Raw genomic sequence first — 16,475 nt, forward strand, 5'->3', positions numbered from 1 at the left:
CCTACTGGAACTGAGTCCAGCAGGCCTGCTCGCCCTGCAGGACGCCGGTGCGGAAGGCCTCGAGGCGCTGATATCCGCTCGGCACCACCTTGCCGTCGACGTCGCCGGCGGCGAGGCCGTCGGCGAGCAGGCCGGAGACCGCTTCGTCGAGGTCACCCGCCGACAGTCGCGGATCACTGCCCGGCTCACTGAGTTTCGTGGTGAGCGCACCCGACAGGCAGGCCGTGCGAAGGCCGGCGGTGGCCGCGCCGGTCAGCGAGACCTTCCGATCCTGTTGCAGCGCAAGGGCGTAGCGGGAGACGAACACCACGGCGGCGTTGTAGTCGCCGGTGACGACCGCCGACAGCGGCTCCTCCTTACCGCTCGCGCCTTCTCCGGCCCGCTTGGCCATGGCGGGCACGTCGGTGCCGATGGTGTTGGACGACGGGCAGTACGAGACCGGTTCGGTCGTAGTCGTTTTCGCGCAGTCGCGGGTGACGCCGCTGTAGTCGAACTCGGGCGCGTTCTGCACCGGCATCGACTTGCCGAGCTGGGTGGCGAGCGTGCTGAGCGTTTCCTGGTTCACCGGCAACTGCTTGTCGCGCTCGTCCTCCTCGAAGGTGACCGGCAGCCCCTCGCGGCGCTTGGCGATCTCGTCCTTGTCGATGGCCTTGCACGCCTTGGCGCCGTCGGTGTAACCCATCTGCACCGCGGTGACCCGCTCGAACGCCGAACCGTGGATGGCGTCGGGATCGTTGGGGTCGCGGTCGCGCACGGCGACGGTCGCGCCGAGGACACCGTTGAGGCCGTCGGTGGTGTTGAGGGTGAAGTGCTTCGAATTGCCTTCGGCCACATGGCGGAGGAACACACCGGCCAGGCAGTCGGCCTGCTGTTCCTTCACCAGGCCGTCCATCAGGAACCCGCGCAGCAGGTCTGCCTGCGCCTGGATGGCGTGCCCGTACTCGTGGGCCAGCACCATCACCACCGACATCTCTTTGTACTTGTCGACCAGCAGCGGCAACAGCACCTCACGGTCCCAGCCGATGGTGTGGTCGAGCGGGCAGTAGGCCGCGTTGACCAGCTTGTAGGTACTGCCGAAGCAGAACTCCACCGACTCGGCCTCCGAGGCACGCGCCGACCACGAGATGTACTTCGAGGCGGGCTTGAAGTCGCCGCGGAAAGTCTTGGGATACTCCCCCTGCCAGTACTCTTCGATGTCGGCGATCGCGTTCATCGCGAGCTTGTCGATGGCACCGTTGTCGGTGTTCTCGGCCTTCTTGTCGGTGTCGGGCACACCCGGGCGTGGGCCGCTCGGTCCCTCGCTCGAGGTCGCGCCCGCCACCTCCCACGGGTTGTCCTGCGTAGGTACCGCCTGGTCGCCGGCGACGGTGTTCGCCGTCGAGCAACCGGTGACCAGCACCCCCACGCTCATCAGTGCCGCGGCCACGGCCACGCCGAACCGATGTCTTCTCATACGCTGTCCTCCCCGGAAAATGACGCGGACACGAAGCCTCCGCTGTCGAGCGCTCACATGGTAATCCAGAAGTGTCAGCGGTCCATTCGGAGCGTGGCGAGCACAGCGCGATGGTCGGTACCCGGAAGGGTCAGTGTGCGAACGTCTTCGGCGACGCCACCGGCGACGAGCACGTAGTCGATACCGAGCAGCGGACCCCAGCGGCGGTCGGCGGGGTAGGTGAGCAGGATGCCGTCGCCGGTCTGGTCGGCGGCCGAGGCGAACGGGCCGTCGAGCAGTGCCCGGTAGGCCGAATGGTTCTGGGTCGCATTGAAATCCGCGCCGACGATCGCGGGCGCGCTGGTGGCGGCGAGGATCTCGTCGACCCGGCGCATCTCGTTCGACCACGCCACGAAGTCGAGGTTCGGCGGCATCGGATGGAAAGCGAACACCGAGATCGGGCCGCGCTGTGGGTGTTCCATGGTCGCGCCGAGGTTGCTCATCACGAATCCGTCGAATTTCCGGGTGTCGCGCAAGGGGTAGCGGCTGTAGATTCCGGTGCCGCCGCCGCCCGCGTGGGCCGCTTCGAGGTAGACGTGCGGAAGCTGCTCCTCCAGCCCGGCCGCGCGCAGCGCCGTGATCGCGTCGAAGGTCAGTTCCTCGACGGTGAGTAGGTCGACGTCGTTGTCGCGCACCGTCGAGACCACCGCGTTCGGGTCGGCCTTGCCGAAGAGGATGTTCGACTGCAGCACAACCACTTCCGGCCCGTCGGCGGCGCGCGCCTCGGGAACGTAGGACGGCACGACCAGCGCGCCCGCCCCCACCAGCACCGCGGCCCCGACGGCGGCACTGCGCCACCCGCGCGCGAGCAGCAGCAACACCACCCCCACCACGGCGCCGAGCATCAGCCACATCGCCCCCGAAGCCAGCAAGACCAACGATTTCTGCTGCCAGTTCCCGACGTGCAACACGATCCCGGCCACCGCCGCGATCACTGCGCCCCACCCCAGGACGAGCAGTGCTCGATCCATCCATTCACGCATCATGCGAGCAGCCTAAGCGGGCACGCATCGGGCCTCGCTGTGGTGCCTCTGAGGATTCTCTGAGGGGCATACACTGGCCGCCGAGAAGGAGGTGGCCGTGTACATCGAACAATTCAGTGCCGCCGGGCAGCTCACCGAGCAGGCCGTCGAGAACCTGATGACCGTCGCGACGAGCCGCACCCCCGCGATCACCGTGACCATCGGTACCCGGACCGTGCAGCTGCCGGTCCTGCCCGTCTGCTGGCCGGAACTCGACGTGCGCGCGGGCACCCCGATCACCGTGGAAACGGCCGACCCCGATGCCCTGCGCGAATTCGTGACGACCTTCCAGCGCGTGACCGGCGCACCGGACTAGAGCGGCATGCCCGCTTCGATCCAGTTGTAGGCCTGGATCTTTCGCGACGCCGGATCGTTGACGACCTGGTTGATGAGGTCGTTGATCTGATCGGTCGACAGCGGATAACCGTAGTGTTCGGCCGCGCCCGCCGAGGCCCAGAGCGAAGCGAACAGGCCCGGCCCGCCCAGGATGTGGGTGAGCGCGTTGGCCACCTCGTCGACGGTATCGATGACGCCGTGTACCAGGGCGATCGCGATGTCCTCGTCACCGGGGACCGCACCGGGCGCCAGGGCACCGGACTGGACCGCCCGCTCGGCGAGCCACTCACGCGGGATCAGCGGGTTGGGGCCGATGGCGTCGCCGAGGTAGTAGCGCCATTCCCCGGGGTTGCCCTGGTCGAAGGCGTGGATGTAGAAGGTGCGGGTGAGCGCCCACAGCGCGATGTAGCGCAACGCGACCTGTTCGGGACTGAGTTCCACCACCTCGGGACCGCTCGCCCGGTCCTGCTCGAGCAGCGCCCACGAGTAGGTGAACCAGACCAGTTCGGAGTTGCCGACCCAGGTGGCGGGCAGCCGTTCGGCCAGCGCGGCCACATCGGCGGCGGGACCGTCGAAGCCGGGGGCGCCGGACGCCTCGGCACGCAGGTTCTCCACGTAGCCGCGCAGGGCGTCGACGGAGGTGAACACCGCGTAGCCCAGCTGGGAGAAGCGGGTGAGGTCGGCGTCGGCCGGTTCGAGCAGCAGCACCACGGGCATCCCGACACCGGGCTGCAGGCCCTCGGGCCAGAACGCCTCCGCCACCGCGAGTTCGCGGCCGGTGATGGGGTCGGAGACCTCGCTGTCGAGCAGCGGGAAACCGAAGCCGTCGGCGACGAGGTCCTCCACGAGGGCGTTCACCTGGTCGACGGCCGGGTCGCCGACCGTGACACCGGCGACGCCGACCGTCAGCAGCGTCGGCCGGTGCAGGTTGCCCGTGCGCAGCTTCTCCAGGAACGTATCGGCCGCCCGCGAGAGCTGCATGCGTCGCGCGCGCAGGAATTCGCGATAGTTCTCCACGCGCCAGAGGTTGGGGTCGGTGGGAATCCACTGCGAGGCTAGGACGCCCGGGTTGCGCCGCTCCATCTCCGCGAAGTAGTCGGCCGGTTCACGCTCGCCCACTTCGGCTTCCGAGCCGGGACTCAGGAAGCAGAAGTTGGCGATCGCATTGATCTCGTTGCGTTCGTAGCCGTATTCGCGCAGCAGGGTTTTGGGGAACAGGTAGTGCACCTGCACCGGGGTGCGGTCGCCGAACTGTTCGATGCCGAGTTCGGTTCCCGTGCCGAGATCGCGCGATCCGTCCACCCGGGTGAGCAGGTACAGCAGCGGGTAGAATCGCGAACCTCGGGTGGCACCGGCGAAGTCGTCGGCGCACAGGTCGAGCGAGCCGCCGCGCAAGCGTTCCAGGGAGGCGATCAGCGCGTCGATACCACCGCGTTCGAGGGTGTCGTAGTCCTGCTGCAGAAAGGTCTCGGTCGACCCGCTGAAGCGGCCCCACAGCGCCGAATGGATGTACCAGTACAGCACCCGGTCGCGGTGCAGGTCGTTGTCGAACTGCCCGCCGTTGAGGAAGAGCAGCCGGGTGATGACCGGAATCGCGTAGCGGCCCATGAGGACTCGGTCGTGGTCGAGGCCGAGCCTGCCTGCGACGGTGTCGAGGAAGGTGTCGACCTGACGCGCCGACTCGCTCAGCGCCAGCTCGAATTCGGCGGGTTCGAGGTCGCCGAGCGCGTCGAAATGGGAGCGCCCGTTGCCGACCGCGATCACATTGCGCAGCAGCCAGTCGAGGGTGAAGGTGTAGCCGTCCTTGTCCCAGCGGATCAGGTGATCGCGCAGGTTGCCGCGCGCCTGCGGCCACTGGGCGCACAGGGTGGCCAGCGCCAGGTCGCCCTTGGAGAGTTTGGTGCCGCCGGAGTTCACCCGGTTGAAGATGTCGACCACCTCGTCGACCGTGCGGTCCGAGCCGGTGATGGTCTCGACATTGAACTCGCGGTGGGTGATCTCGCGCAGCTTGTTCAACCGGTCCAGGTACAGCGCCAGAGTTTCCGGCGACTCGTCGGGGAACCTGGACATGTAGTGCATCGGGCCGAGCGCGAACAGTTCGGTGACATCGATCCACGCCGGACTGATGTCACGACCTGGCACCTGGAACTCGAAAAGCTCACGCTCGACATCGAAATGGAGGCCGGTGAACGCGACGGCGTCGCCCTCGAAGAACGACGGCGCCTTCCCGCGCACGATGCCGTAGAGGGTGGTGATGCGCTGCTGGCCGTCGAGCAGCAGCTGCCGCAGGCCCGAGCCGGCGGCCGTGCCGCGCACCGCGATGTCGTCGGATCCTGTCTCCCACACCAGCAAGCCACCGACCGGGTAACCCAGGTACAGCGACCGCATGAGCCCACGCACCTGATCGCGGTTCCACACGTACCCGCGCTGGAACTCCGGCAGCAGCACGGCCCCGGAATCGATCTGGTCGAGCAGGGTGGACAGACGTGTCACGGCAGCCTTTCGATCGCGTTCCTCCTAGCGGCGAACCGCCCCATCGTCGCACGGATCGTACCGACAGGCTCCGACATCCCAGCGCCCGAACAGGACTGGCGGGTCGAGTGCCGCGCTACCCGGTCCCGGCCACCGCGGCACGGAACTCCGCCGAGGCGTAGAACGGTGCGAGCCTGCGTCGCAACAGTGCGTCGAGATAGCCGCGTTCGTCGAGCTTTTCGAGCACCGACGGGCCGAAACGCAATGCCTCCTCCATGATGTCGGCGCGGCTCACGCCGAGCTCGGCCAAGAGCTCGGTGAGCGCGGTGTCGCCGTACTTGTCGAAGACATGGTCGATGCCCTCGTCGAGCAGGGCGTGGAAGTAGTCGGTGTCGCGGAAGGAGCGCCAGAACTCGAAGGCGAGCACGACGATGTCCTCGACGTCGTCGGCCGAGACCACCTCTCGGAAGGTGCCGACCGAATCGCCGACGTGCTTGCGCCAGGTCTCGCGGGCGGTGTCGATGAGTACCTCGTCGGCGTCGTTGCTGTTGCCGCGCAACACGAATCGCGCACCGGTGCGGGTGATGCGCCCGACGCCGTTCTCGATCACGGGCATCGCCGGTTCGGCCAGCCGCGACAGCGCACCACGTAGCGAGGCGGCCAGCCCGCCGCCCTCCACATGGCGCCCGTCGTCGACCGCGGTCACCACCGCGCGCTGCACGGCCTCCACGCAGGCGTCGACGGTGACGGGACTGTTCAGCACCATGCGCAGGACCCGGTGCGTCACCTCCATGCCCGCGATCGCGTCGACGAGGTCGTCGAAGTGGCGGGTGTCGACGACCTCGCCGACCTCGATCTCGTCGTTGACGCGATGGTTGTACAACCGCGCGGCCACCTCACCGACGAGTTCGGGGATGGCGCCCTCGACGGGGAACTGCACCGCGTACTTGTGCGCGACGGCCTTGATCTGCTCGCGGGTGACGGCCTCGGCCAGGGTGAGCACGTCGGCCTCGGCGAGCGCGCCGTCCACCTCCTCGGTGATCAGTTCGAGAAAACCCGCGGGATCGCGCAGCCGCTGCTTCTCGAAGGCCACGTGTGCGTCGAGTACCCGCATGGCGAGGTCGATGTCCATGGTGCCCAGATTGGCACACTTCGCGGCGGCGGGTGAGGGAGGCCGAAGGATGACCGAAACCGCGTGCGACACGCCCGGGGATTTCCGCAGACTCCGCCCATACGGTGGTGTGATGCAGTCGGATGCGCGGTTTGCTGACGAGTGTGGCATACTTGGACGCTGAGACTGGGCTGATCGCAAGTGATCGCCGTGGCTCACCTACGGAAAAGACTTTTAAAAACATGACTCAAGGCACTGTTAAGTGGTTCAACGGCGAAAAGGGCTTCGGCTTCATCGCCCAAGACGGAGGCGGCCCCGACGTCTTCGTGCATTACTCGGCCATCGGCGGCTCGGGCTTCAAGTCGCTCGAAGAGGGCCAGCGCGTGGAGTTCGAGGTCGGTCAGGGCCAGAAGGGCCCCCAGGCTCAGGACGTCCGCGCCATCTGATTTCGGCGTGATGCTGTAGGAAGGCCCCGCACTACTGGTGCGGGGCCTTTCTCATGTCCTCACACCCCGAAGACCCGCTCGACGACGGCCCTGGCCCGGCGCGTGATGCGCAGGTAGTTGTCGAGGAATTCACTGCCGTCGTCGTTGGGCCAGCCGGCCACGCGCGCCACCGCCGACAGCAGTCGGCCTGGACCGGGCAGCTGATCGGTCGGCTTGCCCTTCACCAGCACGAGCGCGTTGCGGGCCGCCGTCGCCGTGAGCCACGATTCCCGCAGCAGCGCAACGTCTTCCGGCTCGAGGATGCCCTCGGCTTCGATCACGTCGAGCGACTGCAGTGTCGAGGTGTTGTGCAGGCCGGGCACCTCGTGGGCGTGCCGCAACTGCAGCAGTTGCACCGTCCACTCGATATCGGCCAGGCCACCGCGACCGAGTTTGGTGTGGGTGGCGGGGTTGGCGCCGCGCGGCAGACGCTCGGAATCCACGCGCGCCTTGATACGGCGGATCTCGCGCACCGCCTCGGGCGACACCCCGCCTGCCGGGTAGCGCACCGGGTCGATGACGTGCAGGAACCGCACACCCAGGTCCTGATCCCCCGCCACCTGGTGTGCGCGCAGCAGCGCCTGCACCTCCCACGACTGAGCCCACTGGGCGTAGTAGGCCTGATAGGCCGCGAGCGTGCGAACCAGGGCGCCCTGACGCCCCTCGGGGCGCAAGCCCGCATCGACCTGCAGCGGCGGGTCGACACTGGGGGCACCGAGCAGCCGCTGCACGTTCTCCGCGACATTGGTCGCCCACTTCACCGCGGTCGTCTCGTCTTCGCCGGGGCGGGGATCGCACACGAACAGCACGTCGGCGTCGGAACCGTAGCCGAGTTCCTTACCGCCGAGCCTGCCCATGCCGATCACCGCGATGTCGGCGGGCGCGGGGGCGCCACGCTCGGCTTCCGAGGCCCGGATGACAGCGCTGAGCGCCGCCTCGAGCACGGCCACCCAGACCGACGACAGCGCCGCGCACACCTGCGGCACGTCGAGCATGCCGAGCAGGTCGGCCGAGGAGACCCTGGCCAGCTCGTGCCTGCGCAGCGAACGAGCCGCCGCCACAGCGCGTTTCGGGTCGTCGTAGCGGGCGGCGGCGGTCTGGATGCCGCGCGCCACGTCCTCGGGTTGCGGTCCGAGCAGCTGTGGCCCGCCGGGGCCGTCGGCGTACATGCGGATGGTCTCGGGGGCGTTGATGAGCAGATCGGGTAGGTACTCCGAGGAGCCGAGCACGATCATCAACCGCTGGGCGATGGCGCCCTCGTCGCGCAGTTCGCGCAGGAACCAGATCTGGTCGTCGAGCCCCTCCGACACCCGGCGGTACGCGAGCAGGCCCGCGTCGGGATTCGGTGTGTCACCGAGCCATTCGAGCAGGGTCGGCAGCAGCAGCGCCTGGATCCGGCCCTTGCGCGACACTCCACCGGTGAGCGCCTTGAGGTGCCCGAGCGCGTTCTCCGGGGCGGCGTAACCGAGGGCGGCGAGCTGGCGCACGGCGGCGTCGGGGCTCAGGCGGAGCGCGTCGGAATCCATCCGGGCCACCGCGTCGAGCAGCGGCCGGTAGAAGAGCTTGGCGTGCAGGCGGCGCACCCGCACCGCGTTGCGGCGGATCTCGGTGTCGAGCACGCCGACCGCGTCCTGACGGCCGTCGGGCCGGATATGGGCGGCGCGCGCCAGCCAGCGCATGCCTTCCTCGTCGTCGGCGGCGGGCAGGGTGTGTGTTCGTTTCAGCCGCTGCAGTTGCAGGCGGTGCTCGAGCAGGCGGAGGAATTCGTAGGAGGCGGTGAGGTTGGCGGCGTCGTCGCGGCCGACGTACCCGCCCGCCGCGAGCGCGGTGAGCGCCTCGACGGTATTGGTGACGTGCAGCGAGTCGTCGACCCGCCCGTGCACCAATTGCAGTAGCTGCACGGCGAATTCGACATCTCGCAGGCTGCCCGCGCCGAGTTTGAGTTCACGTTCGCGCAGGTCGGCGGGCACCAGGTCTTCCACCCGGCGGCGCATGGCCTGCACGTCGGCGACGAAGTCGGGGCGTTCGGAGGCCGCCCACACCATCGGCATGAGCGCGTCGCGGTACTGCTGTCCGAGTTCGAGATCACCGGTCATCGGCCGGTTCTTCAGCAGGGCCTGGAACTCCCAGGTGCGGGCCCAGCGCTTGTAGTAGGCCAGATGCGAATCGAGGGTGCGCACCAGCGCACCGGCCTTGCCCTCGGGGCGAAGCGCGGCGTCGACCTCGAAGAAGGCCGAACTCGCGACACTCATCATCTCGGCGGCCAAGCGCGTGGCGGTGGCGTCGGCGGGCTCGGCGACGAAGACCACGTCCACATCGCTGACGTAATTCAGTTCGCGCGCACCGCATTTGCCCATCGCGATCACCGCGAGGCGCACCGGAACCTCGCCGTTCTTGCAGACCCGCGCCACCGACACCGACAGGGCGGCGGTGAGCGCGGCGTCGGCCAGATCCGACAGGTGCCTGCCGACCACCTGATACGGCGGCACCGGTTCGTTCTCGACGGTGGAGGCCAGGTCGATCGCGGCGAGGAGCATGAGCTGATCGCGATACCGGTCGCGCAGCAACGCGATCGACTCGGGACCGGAGATACCGGCCCGGAACAGCATGGGGCCCGCGTTGGGGCCGGTCTCGGGTTTCGCGTCGACGGCGTCGAGCAGGTCGGCGATCAGTTCGTCGCGATCCGGAAGCCGACTGGCGCGCAGCACTTTCCAGCGCTGCGGTACGGCAACGAGGTGATCGCCGAACGCCGTCGAGGAACCGAGCAGCGCGAACAGCCTGCCGCGCAGCGTCGTTTCCGAGCGGATCGCCGTATCGAGTTCACCCCACTCGTTTCCGAGCGCTTCGCGCAACCGCACGAGCGTGGACAGGGCCAGATCGGCGTCGGGCGAACGTGACAGCGCCCAGAGCACGGGCACGCCGTCGACATTGTCCCAGCCGAGCTGGTGCAGGGAGTCCGCCGCGGTGGGTTCGAGTAACCCGAGCCGACCTACGCCGGGAACAGTGGAGCGGGCAGTCGGTGGCCGAACCATGCGTCAAAACTTACATGGTCCGGGCAACGACAGCGTCACGCCGGATCCCCCGGCGCAGGAATTACAGGCTGAGGTATTCCTTGAGTTCCCAGGGGGTGACCTGGCTGCGGTAGTCGGCCCATTCGCGGCGCTTGTTGCGCAGGAAGAAGTCGAAGACGTGCTCGCCGAGGGTCTCGGCGACCAGCTCCGAGCGCTCCATCGCCTGCAGTGCCTCGTCGAGGGTGCCCGGCAGCGAGCGGAAGCCCATCGCGCGGCGCTCGGCGTCGGTCAGCGACCACACGTCGTCCTCGGCCTCGGGCGGCAGGTTGTAGCCCTTCTCGATGCCGCGCAGACCGGCCGCGAGCAGCACCGCGAAGGTGAGGTAGGGGTTGCAGGCCGAATCGGGGCTGCGGATCTCGACGCGCCGCGACGACGACTTGTTCGGCGTGTACATCGGCACGCGGACCAGCGCCGAGCGGTTCGAACGGCCCCAGGACGCGGCCGTGGGAGCCTCGCCGCCGTGGATGAGGCGCTTGTAGGAGTTGACCCACTGGTTGGTGATCGCGCTGATCTCCGGGGCGTGCTCGAGGATGCCCGCGATGAACGAGCGAGCGGTGCTCGACAGGTTGTTCGGGTCGTCCGGGTCGGCGAAGGCGTTGGACTCGCCCTCGAACAGGCTCATGTGGGTGTGCATGGCCGAACCGGGGTACTGGGAGAACGGCTTGGGCATGAACGTCGCGCGCACACCCTCGTCGATCGCCACCTCCTTGATGAGGTAGCGGAAGGTCATCACGTTGTCGGCCATGGATAGCGCGTCGGCGTACCGTAGGTCGATTTCCTGCTGGCCCGGCGCGCCCTCGTGGTGGCTGAACTCCACGGAGATGCCCATCGACTCGAGCGCGTCGATGGCGTGGCGGCGGAAGTTGGGGGCCGAGTCGTGCACGGCCTGGTCGAAGAAGCCGCCGTTGTCGGCGGGCATCGGCTGGTAGCCGTCCTTGAGCTGGTTCTCCAATAGGAAGAACTCGATCTCGGGGTGCACGTAGCAGCTGAAGCCCACGTCGGCGGCCTTGTTCAGCTGACGGCGCAGCACGTGGCGCGGGTCGGCCCACGACGGCGAACCGTCGGGCATGGTGATGTCGCAGAACATGCGCGCCGAATGCTGGTGGCCCTTGGAGCTGGCCCAGGGCAGCACCTGGAAGGTCGACGGATCGGGCCGGGCGACCATGTCCGCCTCGGACACGCGCGCGAAGCCTTCGATGGCCGACCCGTCGAAGCCGATGCCCTCCTCGAAGGCGCCTTCGAGCTCGGCGGGGGCGATGGCGACGGACTTGAGGTAGCCCAGCACATCGGTGAACCAGAGACGTACGAAGCGGATGTCCCGCTCTTCGAGCGTCCGCAGCACGAATTCCTTCTGGCGATCCATACGGCGAGCGTAGGCACCCGGCGTTAAATCCGTGTTACATACGCCGACTCGTTTGCTATTACGTCACATCGTCCGCACTTCTCACGTGGCGTGACCGGGCGGTGTGCGCGGTCTCTCATCCGCCGCAGGTGAGTCCGGGCGTGGGCGTGGCGAGTTCGGTGAGGTAGGCGATGACGGCGTCGTCGAGGCATCGGTCACCGGCGACGAGGGCGGCGGTGTGCCGGTTGCCCCGGAAGGTGACGAGCGCGGCGCCGAGCTGCTCGGCCAGGTCGACACCGGCCTGGTACGGGGTGGCCGGGTCCTCGGTGGTGGAGACGACGACGATCTTCGCCACGCCGGGCGCCGATATCCGGTGCGGTTCGCTCGTGTTCGACACCGGCCAGGACGCGCACAGTTCCAGCGGTGCCGCGCCGGTGCCCTTGCCGTCGTCGAGAAATGGTGCTGCCCTGCGGTATTCGGTGTCCTGGCGGGCGACGACCGCGGGGTCGGTGATGCGCGGGTCGTCGACGCAGCGGATGGCGTTGAAGGCGTCCTGGGTGTTGGCGTAGGTGCCGTCGGCGCGACGGCCGTCGTAGAGGTCGGCCAGTTGCAGCAGGGTGTCCCCCGTGCCGCCCTGCAGTTCGGTGAGGCCGCGGGTGAGCAGTGGCCACATCTCGTCGCTGTAGAGGGCCTGCTGGACGCCGGTGATGGCGTCGTTGTAGCTCAGGCCGCGCGGATCCTCGGTGCGGGCCGGGGCGGCTTGCAGCGGGTCGACGAGTTGCCGGAAGCGGGCCACCGCACCTGCCGGGTCGGTTCCGAGCGGGCAGTCGGCGCTGTTCGCGCAGTCGGCGGCGTAGGCGTCGAACACGCCCTGGAAGCCCGCCGCCTGGCGCAGCGACTCCTGCACGGGTTCCTGGGAGGAGTCGACGGCGCCGTCGAGGACCATCGCGCGCACGTTCTGCGGGTACTTCTCGGCGTAGGCGGCACCGAGGCGGGTGCCGTAGGAGTAGCCGAGGTAGGTCAGTTTCGCGTCACCGAGGGCCGAGCGCAGCACGTCCATGTCCTGGACGACTTCCCGGGTGCCGACATGGCCGAGCAGGTCGATGCCCGAGCGCTCAGCGCAACGGCCGGCGTATTCGCGGTTCTCGGCCTCGGCCTCGGCGATGCCCGCCGGGGTGTTGTCGGTGGGCGGTTCGGCGCGTTCGGCATCGGCTTCGGGCGGGGTCAGGCATACGATCGCGGGCAGCGAGGAGCCGACACCACGCGGATCGAAACCGATGCGGTCGAATCGTTCGGCCAGCTCTGTGCGGTGCCCGACGGTGACCATCGACAACCCGGAGACGCCGGGCCCGCCCGGATTCATCAGCAGCGACCCGATCTTGTCGCCCCTGGCCGGGATGCGCGACAACGCGATCTGCGCGGTCGGACCGTCGGGCCGGGCGTAATCGATCGGCACGGTGACGCGCGCGCACTGGGTGCTCGGCGGCAACCGTTCCTCCGGGCTGCCGAACTCCTCGCAGGAACCCCAGTCGATGCGCTGTTCGTAGAAATCGTTCAGCCCGGGGGGTGACGGCGGCAGCGGAGTGGGCGGGGTGGCGCTGTCGCTGCCGGATCCGCATCCGGTGGCGACCAGCGCGCAGATCGCGCCGAGAACAACGACGAGCCTGCCTCGCTGCACAGTTGGCCAACCTTTCCGCGCCGGGCGGCGCAACACGACGCACCCGAACGGGCTCGCCATCACGGTAACCGAAGCGCGGGTGTGACCGATCCCACCGGCCACGCCCTTAAAACGGTTCGGGGCGAGGTGGCACACTGGATGCGTCAGAAAAACCCGGGGACCCGCTACGGGCCTCGAGGAACCAGACGAAAGTAGGGACGATGATGTCCGTATCCGATGAGCAGAGCCCTGCCTACGGTGCCGCTCCCGCTACCACCCCCAAGCCTCGCCGCAAGACCCGCGTCCAGCATCTGCAGCAGATGAAGGCCGAGGGTGAGCGCTGGTCGATGCTGACCGCCTACGACTACTCCTCGGCCCGCCTGTTCGAAGAGGCGGGCATCCCTGTCCTGCTGGTCGGCGATTCCGCCGCCAACGTCGTCTACGGCTACGACACCACCGTGCCGATCACTGTCGACGAGCTGATCCCGCTGGTCCGTGGCGTGGTGCGCGGTGCGCCGCACGCCCTGGTCGTCGCCGACCTGCCGTTCGGCACCTACGAGTCCTCGCCCCAGCAGGCGCTGGCCACCGCCACCCGCTTCATGAAGGAGGGTGGCGCCCACGCGGTGAAGCTGGAGGGCGGCGAGCGGGTCGCCGAGCAGATCGCGCTCATCACCGCCGCGGGCATTCCCGTGATGGCCCACATCGGTTTCACCCCGCAGAGCGTGAACACACTCGGCGGTTTCCGGGTGCAGGGTCGCGGCGACGGTGCCGAGCAACTCGTCGCCGACGCGATCGCGGTGCAGGAGGCCGGTGCCTTCTCCGTGGTGATGGAGATGGTGCCCGCCGAGCTGGCCGGTCAGGTCACCCGCAAGCTCACCATCCCGACCGTGGGAATCGGCGCCGGCGCCGATTGTGACGCCCAGGTGCTGGTCTGGCAGGACATGGCCGGCTACACCAGCGGCAAGACGGCCAAGTTCGTGAAGCGGTTCGGCAATGTGGGCGACGAATTGCGCTCCGCCGCAGCCGCTTACGCCGACGAGGTGCGTCAGGGCACCTTCCCGGGGCCCGAGCACAGCTTCTGATCCGCGCACACCCGGCCCCGTCGTCCGGCGGGGTCGGGCAGCGGCGCGGCCGACGGCGAGATGGCAGACTCGGAGTCGAAACAGCCGACTCGAAGAGGTACGCATGCATCGCCGATGGAAGACCAGTCCCGGGCTCGTTGTCACCGGTGTTCTCGCCGCCGTGACCCTGACAGCCTGTGGCGGTGCGGAAGTCACGCCCAGCGGGTCCGCGACGACCACGACCGCCGGTGCCACCACCACCAAGACGGCGACGCCGAGCACCACGCTGGAGATCAGCGACTCCTCGGCGAGCCAGTTGTGCGACATGATCCGCCCGGAGCTGTCGAACTTCCGGGTGCAGGGCCCGACCCTCGGCCGGCTCGCGCTGAACACGATGGTGCACGAGTGGGCGCTGCGCAACGGCGGCATCAACGGGCACGTGCTGGCCGACAAGGCGATGATCGACCGGGTGACGACCGAGGCCTGCCCCGATGTGCGCACCGAAACGCTCACCGCACTCGACCTGCCCGACCTCGCCGCGGGATTGGCGTTCTGATGCGCGCCCTGTACCCCGAGATCGAACCGTTCGACAAAGGTCTCCTCGACGTCGGCGACGGCCAGTCGGTGTACTGGGAGGTCAGCGGCAACCCCGACGGCAAGCCGGTGGTGTTCGTGCACGGCGGCCCCGGCGGCGGCACAGGTCCGTTGCAACGCCGGTTCTTCGATCCGGCGGTGTACCGGATCGTGTTGTTCGATCAGCGCGGGTGCGGAAAGTCGGTGCCGCACATCGCCGACGGGGCGAGCCTCGAGTTCAACACCACACCGCACCTGATCGCCGACATGGAGGCGCTGCGCGAGCACCTCGGTGTCGAACGCTGGCAGGTGTTCGGCGGGTCGTGGGGTTCCACCCTCGGCCTCGCCTATGCCCAGGCGCACCCGGAGCGGGTCACCGAACTGGTGTTGCGCGGCATCTTCCTGTTGCGGCGCAAGGAGATCGACTGGTACTACAACGGCGCGGCGGGCAACATCTACCCCGCCGAGTGGGCGAAATTCCTGGCACCGGTGCCGCCCGAGGAGCGCGGGGACGACCTCGTCGAGGTGTATCACCGGCTGCTGCATTCGCCGGATCCGGAGATCGCGCTCGGTGCCGCCGTCGCCTGGTCGACGTGGGAAGGCGCCACGAGTTCGCTACTGCCGCACCCGGATCGGGTCGCCGAGACCGGTGAGCCACGCTTCGCCCTCGCCTTCGCCCGCATCGAAAACCACTATTTCCGGCACGGCGGATTCCTCGACGAGGGACAGTTGCTGCGTGACATCCATCGGATCGCCGACATCCCCGGAGTGATCGTGCAGGGCCGCCACGACGTGGTGTGCCCCGCGGTGAGCGCCTGGGAACTGCACAACGCGTGGCCCGGCTCCACCCTGCACATCGTCGAGGACGCCGCGCACACCGCGCACGAGCCCGGCATCACCCACCACCTGGTCGAGGCGACCGACCTGTTCGGGAAGCGAGACTGACCCATGGCGATCGAAGCCGGACCCGCCGTCGTCGCGGCGCTGCGCGAGGACATCGACCGGCTGCTCGCCGCCGAACCCGATGTCCGCGCCGACGCCGAGGACTCGGTGCACCAGATGCGGGTGGCCACGCGCCGGTTGCGCAGCGTATTGCGTTCCTACCGCAAGCTTTTCGACAGCGACGCCGCCGCCGAGACGGTGACGGAGCTGAAGTGGCTCGCGGAACTGCTCGGGGTCGCCCGCGACGCGGAGGTCCGAGGTGAGCGGTTCGCGAAACTGCTCGACGGGTTCGGCGAGGTGCCCACCGAGGTCACCCGCCGTCTGGTCGGCGCCGCCGACGACGCCTACGCCCAGGCCCACGACGAGATCCTCACCGCCCTCGACGGCGAGCGGTACGCGGCCCTGCGCGCGGTCCTCATTACGTGGCGCACCGATCCCCCGCTCGACGATTCCCTCGCCGGCGACGACGCGGACGACGTGTTCGCGCGCGTGCTCGGCCGCGACCGCAAACGCCTGCGCAAACTGGTCTTCGCCGAGCCCACCGCCACCCCCGCCGACCGGGTGGAGCTGCTGCACGACATCCGCAAGGGTGCCAAGCGTTTACGCTATTCCTGCGAAGCTGCGGGCGAGGTTCTCGGCGCCGACGCCACCGACCTGGGCGCCCGCGCCAAACGCCTGCAATCGGTCCTGGGCGACCACCGCGACGCCGTGGAATCCCGCGCAGCCATCCTCGCCGCCGCAAGCGATTCCACCGACGCCACCGTCTACGAACTCCTCGCCGACACCGAGGAAGCCGCGGCGGGCCGGGCCATCGCGGGTTATCCCGCTGCCGCGGCGTTCATCTCGACCGACTGACCACCGGCGAACCCGGCTGTCACTCACGACACCGGCCACGGCATGCCGAACTGAGT

At 68.6% G+C, this 16,475-nt stretch carries 13 protein-coding genes; 6 read left to right on the plus strand and 7 right to left on the minus strand.

Features of this window, described 5'->3' with window-relative positions:
- Position 1: 1 nt before the first annotated feature.
- Both AB0F86_RS22240 and AB0F86_RS22245 read right to left on the minus strand, forming a co-directional pair.
- Positions 2–1,453: a metallopeptidase gene (locus AB0F86_RS22240; RefSeq protein WP_356985039.1), complete on the minus strand. Its 1,452-nt coding sequence runs from the start codon at positions 1,451–1,453 to the stop codon at positions 2–4.
- Between the two features lie 74 nt (positions 1,454–1,527).
- Positions 1,528–2,478 (minus strand): endonuclease/exonuclease/phosphatase family protein, encoded by a 951-nt coding sequence (locus AB0F86_RS22245; protein ID WP_356985040.1) that lies wholly within the window; start codon positions 2,476–2,478, stop codon positions 1,528–1,530.
- 94 nt (positions 2,479–2,572) lie between these two features.
- On the opposite strand from AB0F86_RS22245, the gene AB0F86_RS22250 reads away from it, so the two are divergent.
- Entirely contained in the window at positions 2,573–2,830 is a 258-nt protein-coding gene (locus tag AB0F86_RS22250; protein WP_356985041.1) for a hypothetical protein, read from the plus strand.
- On the opposite strand, the gene AB0F86_RS22255 is transcribed toward AB0F86_RS22250, so the two are convergent.
- Together AB0F86_RS22255 and AB0F86_RS22260 are read right to left on the minus strand one after the other, a co-directional pair.
- Entirely contained in the window at positions 2,827–5,343 is a 2,517-nt protein-coding gene (locus tag AB0F86_RS22255; RefSeq protein WP_225281155.1) for a DUF262 domain-containing protein, read from the minus strand. The genes AB0F86_RS22250 and AB0F86_RS22255 overlap by 4 nt on opposite strands.
- A gap of 115 nt (positions 5,344–5,458) precedes the next feature.
- Positions 5,459–6,454: a hypothetical protein gene (locus tag AB0F86_RS22260; protein ID WP_181697960.1), complete on the minus strand. Its 996-nt coding sequence runs from the start codon at positions 6,452–6,454 to the stop codon at positions 5,459–5,461.
- A 221-nt stretch (positions 6,455–6,675) separates the two neighbouring features.
- Here AB0F86_RS22260 and AB0F86_RS22265 point away from each other — a divergent pair, with 221 nt between their 5' ends.
- Positions 6,676–6,879: a cold-shock protein gene (locus AB0F86_RS22265; protein ID WP_056821080.1), complete on the plus strand. Its 204-nt coding sequence runs from the start codon at positions 6,676–6,678 to the stop codon at positions 6,877–6,879.
- Positions 6,880–6,938: 59 nt separating this feature from the next.
- Here the strand turns inward: AB0F86_RS22265 and AB0F86_RS22270 are convergent, their stop codons facing one another.
- From AB0F86_RS22270 to AB0F86_RS22280, 3 genes are all read right to left on the minus strand, one after another.
- Complete coding sequence (locus tag AB0F86_RS22270; RefSeq protein ID WP_356985042.1) at positions 6,939–9,950, minus strand: bifunctional [glutamine synthetase] adenylyltransferase/[glutamine synthetase]-adenylyl-L-tyrosine phosphorylase; 3,012 nt, start codon at positions 9,948–9,950, stop codon at positions 6,939–6,941.
- 61 nt (positions 9,951–10,011) lie between these two features.
- The gene (gene glnA, locus AB0F86_RS22275; RefSeq protein WP_067487327.1) at positions 10,012–11,352 is read right to left on the minus strand and encodes a type I glutamate--ammonia ligase; all 1,341 of its coding nucleotides are present in this window, start codon (positions 11,350–11,352) and stop codon (positions 10,012–10,014) included.
- A gap of 115 nt (positions 11,353–11,467) precedes the next feature.
- Entirely contained in the window at positions 11,468–13,069 is a 1,602-nt protein-coding gene (locus AB0F86_RS22280) for an alpha/beta hydrolase (protein WP_181697963.1), read from the minus strand.
- A gap of 143 nt (positions 13,070–13,212) precedes the next feature.
- On the opposite strand from AB0F86_RS22280, the gene panB reads away from it, so the two are divergent.
- From panB to AB0F86_RS22300, 4 genes are all read left to right on the plus strand, one after another.
- Positions 13,213–14,070, plus strand: a complete 858-nt coding sequence (panB, locus tag AB0F86_RS22285; protein ID WP_356985210.1) for a 3-methyl-2-oxobutanoate hydroxymethyltransferase — start codon at positions 13,213–13,215, stop codon at positions 14,068–14,070.
- A 103-nt stretch (positions 14,071–14,173) separates the two neighbouring features.
- On the plus strand, positions 14,174–14,605 hold the full coding sequence (locus AB0F86_RS22290) for a hypothetical protein (protein WP_181697964.1): 432 nt from the start codon (positions 14,174–14,176) through the stop codon (positions 14,603–14,605).
- The gene (pip, locus tag AB0F86_RS22295; RefSeq protein ID WP_356985043.1) at positions 14,605–15,567 is read left to right on the plus strand and encodes a prolyl aminopeptidase; all 963 of its coding nucleotides are present in this window, start codon (positions 14,605–14,607) and stop codon (positions 15,565–15,567) included. Before AB0F86_RS22290 ends, pip begins: the two co-directional genes overlap by 1 nt.
- 3 nt (positions 15,568–15,570) lie before the next feature.
- A complete protein-coding gene (locus tag AB0F86_RS22300; RefSeq protein WP_356985044.1) occupies positions 15,571–16,419 on the plus strand; it encodes a CHAD domain-containing protein in 849 nt (282 codons plus the stop codon).
- The last annotated feature ends 56 nt before the right edge of the window (positions 16,420–16,475 follow it).

The organism is Nocardia sp. NPDC023733, from assembly GCF_040639775.1.
GTDB classification, from domain to species: Bacteria; Actinomycetota; Actinomycetes; order Mycobacteriales; family Mycobacteriaceae; genus Nocardia; species Nocardia rosealba.

Excerpts from the sequence above, each read along its gene's own strand:
- pip (WP_356985043.1), top strand. The coding sequence starts at position 14,605 with ATGCGCGCCCTGTACCCCGAGATCGAACCGTTCGACAAAGGTCTCCTC.
- AB0F86_RS22245 (WP_356985040.1), bottom strand. The coding sequence starts at position 2,478 with ATGATGCGTGAATGGATGGATCGAGCACTGCTCGTCCTGGGGTGGGGC.
- AB0F86_RS22260 (WP_181697960.1), bottom strand. The coding sequence starts at position 6,454 with ATGGACATCGACCTCGCCATGCGGGTACTCGACGCACACGTGGCCTTC.
- AB0F86_RS22240 (WP_356985039.1), bottom strand. The coding sequence starts at position 1,453 with ATGAGAAGACATCGGTTCGGCGTGGCCGTGGCCGCGGCACTGATGAGC.
- AB0F86_RS22280 (WP_181697963.1), bottom strand. The coding sequence starts at position 13,069 with ATGGCGAGCCCGTTCGGGTGCGTCGTGTTGCGCCGCCCGGCGCGGAAA.
- glnA (WP_067487327.1), bottom strand. The coding sequence starts at position 11,352 with ATGGATCGCCAGAAGGAATTCGTGCTGCGGACGCTCGAAGAGCGGGAC.
- panB (WP_356985210.1), top strand. The coding sequence starts at position 13,213 with ATGTCCGTATCCGATGAGCAGAGCCCTGCCTACGGTGCCGCTCCCGCT.
- AB0F86_RS22290 (WP_181697964.1), top strand. The coding sequence starts at position 14,174 with ATGCATCGCCGATGGAAGACCAGTCCCGGGCTCGTTGTCACCGGTGTT.
- AB0F86_RS22300 (WP_356985044.1), top strand. The coding sequence starts at position 15,571 with ATGGCGATCGAAGCCGGACCCGCCGTCGTCGCGGCGCTGCGCGAGGAC.
- AB0F86_RS22265 (WP_056821080.1), top strand. The coding sequence starts at position 6,676 with ATGACTCAAGGCACTGTTAAGTGGTTCAACGGCGAAAAGGGCTTCGGC.
- AB0F86_RS22270 (WP_356985042.1), bottom strand. The coding sequence starts at position 9,950 with ATGGTTCGGCCACCGACTGCCCGCTCCACTGTTCCCGGCGTAGGTCGG.